At 65.2% G+C, this 3,992-nt stretch carries 3 protein-coding genes; all 3 read left to right on the forward strand.

The window, feature by feature from the left end:
- Window positions 1–233: 233 nt before the first annotated feature.
- The 3 genes from EOD07_RS25435 (at window position 234) to EOD07_RS25445 (ending at window position 3,763) form a co-directional block, all read left to right on the forward strand.
- Complete coding sequence (locus tag EOD07_RS25435) at window positions 234–1,604, forward strand: glutamine synthetase family protein (protein ID WP_127237379.1); 1,371 nt, start codon at window positions 234–236, stop codon at window positions 1,602–1,604.
- Between the two features lie 2 nt (window positions 1,605–1,606).
- Complete coding sequence (locus EOD07_RS25440; RefSeq protein ID WP_127237380.1) at window positions 1,607–2,905, forward strand: FAD-binding oxidoreductase; 1,299 nt, start codon at window positions 1,607–1,609, stop codon at window positions 2,903–2,905.
- 69 nt (window positions 2,906–2,974) lie between these two features.
- A complete protein-coding gene (locus EOD07_RS25445) occupies window positions 2,975–3,763 on the forward strand; it encodes a DeoR/GlpR family DNA-binding transcription regulator (RefSeq protein WP_245470479.1) in 789 nt (262 codons plus the stop codon).
- The last annotated feature ends 229 nt before the right edge of the window (window positions 3,764–3,992 follow it).

The following is a 3,992-nucleotide window of genomic DNA, read 5'->3' on the forward strand; positions in this document are numbered from 1 at the left end:
GTCGCTGACCATGCGCTGCTGCCGCCACGAGAACCTGCAGCGCGCGGAGGAGACGAAGGTCGGCTCGCATGTCGTTCGTGACGGCTGGACGGAGGGAGTGCAGGGCGCTCCGCACCCGGCCCTTCGGCCGGCCATCAGGCGGGCGTCCGTCCTCGGATAACGCAGCTTAGATAACGCCCTACCGGAACGGACATGCCCGCCGAAGCGATCTCTCCTTCGTACGGACATGACCAATGCCTGACAATCTGAACACCACATTCCCCGGCGCGGACACGCAAAGCTGGCTGAAGACGCACGCGATCAACGAAGTCGAATGCTTCGTGCCCGACGTCAACGGCGTGCTGCGCGGCAAGACCTTGCCGGTGGCCAAATTCCTGAAGTCGCTCGACGACCGCGCGCTCTATCTGCCGAGCAGCGCCTTCCTGGTCGCCATCGACGGCCGCTATTCCGGCTCCATCGACGAAGGTTTTGCCTATTCAGATCCGGACATGCGCATGGTGCCGGACGTTTCGAGCCTGTGCCTTGCGCCAGGCAGCCCCGGCAGAGCCTATGTTTTCGCCGACACGTTCCACATGGACGACCGGCCCTGGATGGCTTCGCCGCGCCATGTGCTGAAAGCCGTGCTCGACCTTTATGAGCAGCGCGGCTGGCGCGCGGTGATGGCGCCGGAGCTCGAATTCTATCTGACGGCGCCGAATCCCGATCCGGATCGCCCGATCACGGCGCCGGTGGGACGCAACGGCCGGCCTGAAAACGTGCAGCATCCCTACGACATGCAGGCGATGGAAGAGTTCGAAGCCGTGACGCGGCGGCTCTATGAGCATGCCGCCATCACCGGCCTGCCGGTTGAGACGCTGATCCACGAATCCGGCACGGCGCAGCTCGAGATCAATCTGCTTCATGGCGATCCGCTGACGCTCGCCGACCAAGTGCTTCTGTTCAAGCGCCTGGCGCGGCAGATCGCGCAGGCGAACGGCATGCACGCCACCTTCATGGCCAAGCCGATTGCCGCGCAGGCCGGCAGCGCCATGCATCTGCACATGTCGATCGTGGACCGGAAGGGCGAGCCCCTGTTTGCCGGCGAGGACGGCGAAGACAGCGAGATGTTCTCGCATTTCATCGGCGGCCTGCAGAAATACATCCCCGAAATCATGCCGCTGTTTGCGCCGCATGCGAATTCGTACCGGCGCATCCGGCCCGGCCATAGCGCGCCGGCCAACATCGAATGGTCGCACGACAACCGCTCCTGCGGCCTGCGCGTGCCGCTGGGCGGGCGCGCCGCGCGCCGCATCGAGAACCGGCTGCCTGGGGCGGACGCCAATCCCTATCTCGCCATGGCCGGCTCGCTGATCGCCGGCTATCTCGGCATCGAGGAGAAGCTTGCGCGCTCGGAAGAGGCCTTCGGCAATGCCTATAAAAGCAAGAGCACGCTGCCAAAGACGATGGAGGAAGCGCTCGACCGTTTCGCCGCCTGCGAGCCCGTGCGAGCGCTGCTCGGCGAGGATTTCTTCCAGACCTATCTGCGCGTGAAGAGCGTCGAGCTCGACCTGTTCCAGAGCGTCGTGACGTCCTGGGAACGCGACCACCTGCTGCTCAAGGTGTGACCATGGCTTCGCGTTCGACGGGTTTCAATTCCGGTCTCGATATCGGCAAATCCTATTATGTCGCCACCGCCAATCCGGCGCCCGACCATCCGGCGTTAGCCGGCGATGTAGAGGCCGACCTGGTGGTGGTGGGCGGCGGCTGCACCGGTCTTTCGGCGGCGCTGCATGCGGCCGAGCGTGGCCTTAAGGTGGTGCTGCTCGAAGGCGGCAAGATCGGCTGGGGCGCCTCGGGCCGCAATGGCGGCCAGATGATCCCCGGCCTGCGCAAGGGCGCCAGGGGCCTGGTCAAGTCCTTCGGGCCGGAACGGGCGAAGGCGCTGTTCGACCTCGCCTTCGAGGCGCGCGGACTGGTGCTCGACATCATCGAGCGCCACGGCATCGAATGCGACTTGCGCCAGACCGGCCATCTGGTCGGCGCCGTCAGCGCTTCGGATGTGCGCGACTTCGAGGAAGAGGCCGAATGCCTCGCCAAGGTGATGAAGTTCACCGATGTCGAGATCCTGTCGGCTTCGCAGGCGCGGCAGATGGTGGATACGCCTTATCAGGGTGCGGTCTACGAGAGGCTCGGCGGCCATATGCATCCGCTGAACTACACGCTGGGGCTCGCCCGCGCTGCGGTTAGCGCGGGCGTCGTCATCCACGAGAACTCGGTCGCCGTCAGGCTGGAGCGTGAGCCGTCGATCCGGGTGTTCACCGACAAGGGCTCTGTCCGCGCCCGGCATGTGGTGCTGGCGGGCGATGCGCTGCTCAAGGGATTGGAGCCGCGCGTCAACAGCCGCATCATGCCGGTCGGCAACTATATCGTCGCCACCGAGCCTTTGGGCGCGCGCAACGTCATCCCGGCGAATGTCGCGGTCTCGGACACGCTGTTCGTCGTCAACTACTACCGCATGTCGGCGGACGGCCGCCTGCTGTTCGGCGGCGGCGAGCGCTACACGCCGTCGCCGCCGGCCGACATCGCCGGCTTCGTGCGGCCGCATATGGAAAAGACCTTTCCGCAGCTCAAGGGCTGCCGCATCGACCATGCCTGGGGCGGGCTCGTGTCGGTGACGACCTCGCGCCTGCCGCATGTCGGGCACTATGGCGAGGTCTATTTCGCGCATGGCTATTCCGGCAAGGGCGTCATCCTGTCGACGCTGTCGGGCAAGCTGCTCGCGGAAGCGATCACGGGCGATGCCTCGCGGCTCGATCTGTTCTCGACGCTGACGCCGCTGCCGTTCCCGGGCGGCACGGCACTGCGCGGGCCGCTCTATGTGCTCGGCATGCTGTGGTATGCGATGCGCGATCGGCTCAGACACTGACGCTGGCTTCCTATTCCCGGCGTGGCTAATGTCCCCACGCCGGGAACGAAATCCCGGGAAGGAAGAGCGATGAACATCGAGCCGGGCCGGCTGACCAAGAAAGAGCGACACGAGCTGATCCTGTCGGAGGTGCGGCGCTCGGCCTCGATCCGCATCTCGAAGCTGGCGCGCCGGATCGGCGTCGCCGGCGAGACCATCCGCCGCGATCTCATCGAACTCGGCGAGGCGGGGCTCATCAACCGCACCTATGGCGGCGCGACCATTTCGCTGGTGACGTCGGAACCGGTTATCGCCGAGCGCGGCCTCACCATGGTGGAGGAACGGGCTCGCATCGGTCGCGGCGCCGCCGGACTGATCGAGAAAGGCTCCATCGTGATGATCGATGGCGGGTCGACCACCTACGAGGTCGCGCGCGGCCTGTCGCAGCTTGGGCGGGATCTGACCATCATCACCAACTCCGTCGGCGTCGCCTCGGTAGCCGGCGCCAATCCGGGCTTCCGCGTCATCCTTTGCCCCGGCACCTATGACAGCCGCGAAGCCGCGGTGCTCGGCGAGGACACGGTCGAATTCGTGCGCCGCTACAATGCCGATATCGCCATCATCGGCGCCTCGGCGCTCAATGCCGAAGGGCCAAGCGACATGATCTCGGGCGCGGCGGCGGTGAAGCGTGCGATGATGGGACGGTCGCTGTCGACCATGCTGGTCGTCACCAACGACAAGTTCGGCCGCAGCGGCCTGGAGCGCGTCTGCGCGCTGAGCGAGATTTCAGACATCGTCACCGACAGCGAGCCGGCGGCATCGCTGCGCGCCGCGATCGACGAAGCGGGCGGCGAGCTGCACGTCTTTGCCGAAGGTTAGGTAGCCGGCTAGTCTCTTTGTTTTTGCTTGTTTTTGCGCAATTCCGGACGGAAACCGCTGCGCACTTTTCCTGGAATTGCTCTAATGAATGTCGCCCAAAAGTGCGCAGCGGTTTTGGGGGAACGACATGCATCAAAACAAAGACTTAAAGCGCGTCGACTGAATCCATTTCAGCGCGACGCGCATTAAGCGTCGCGATTGGTCAGCGCGATGTGGCAGCAGCCGGGGC

It is taken from the genome of Mesorhizobium sp. M2C.T.Ca.TU.002.02.1.1 (genome assembly GCF_003997225.1).